Raw genomic sequence first — 925 nt, forward strand, 5'->3', positions numbered from 1 at the left:
CCAAATGGTTTGTGATCGTTTGGGGTGTATGGGCGTTACGGTGCGGGACGCGCGTCGGCTTTCCCCTGTGGCGCAAGAGGATCTGCGCCAGCGGGCGGTCGCGGCGGTGCAGGCCGGGCATACGCAGGCGTCGGTGGCCATTGTGCTGGGTGTGACGGCGCAGGCGGTCTCGAAGTGGGTCAACGCGGTACGTCGTAACGGTTCCGGGGCGTTGAAGGCCGGCAAGCGGGGGCGGCGTCCGGGTGAGCAGAAAGCCCTCGATCCGAAGCAGGAAGCCCGGGTCCGCAAGGCGGTGCTGGGCAAGTTCCCCGATCAGGTGGCGTTGCCTGGCCTGGTGTGGACCCGCCCGCAGGTCCGGCAGTTGGTGCGGAACTGGTTCGGGATCGGCCTGTCGTTGGTAACGATCGGTAAGTACCTGCGCTCATGGGGGTTGTCGCCGCAGAAGCCGATCCGCCGCGCCTACGAGCAGAATCCCGAGGCGGTGGCCCGGTGGCTGGCCGAGGAGTATCCGGCGATCGAGGCGAAAGCCCGTAAGGAGAAGGCGGTCATCTTGTGGTTGGACCAGACCGGGCTGCGCTCCGACTCGTCGGTGGGTAGGGGTTGGGCGCCGGTCGGGCAAGCGCCGGTGGTGCCCAAGACCGGGAAACGGTTCGGGGTCAACGTGATGGCCGCGATCAGCAACAAGGGCGAGCTGTACTTCACCTGCTACCGGGGTTCGTTCACCGGCCCGGTGTTCCTCGTCTACCTGCGGCGTCTGGTCCGCCAGATCGACCGGAAGATCCACTTGATTGTGGACCGGCATCCTGTGCACCGCAGGGTCTTGGTGAGGGACTGGCTGGCCGAACACGTTGACAGCATTGAGATGCACCTACTGCCCGGCTACGCACCCGAGCTGAACCCGGTCGAACTGCTCAATGGCGACGTA

The 925-nt window shown here is 65.9% G+C and carries 1 protein-coding gene; it reads left to right on the top strand.

What is annotated here, in order from left to right; all coding sequences use genetic code 11:
- Positions 1-67 precede the first annotated feature (67 nt).
- Positions 68-925 (top strand): IS630 family transposase (locus ACLQ24_RS29875; protein WP_425895078.1); only part of this gene is annotated, 858 nt, incomplete at its 3' end.

The sequence above is a fragment of the Micromonospora sp. DT4 genome (genome assembly GCF_049841675.1).
GTDB lineage: Bacteria > Actinomycetota > Actinomycetes > Mycobacteriales > Micromonosporaceae > Micromonospora.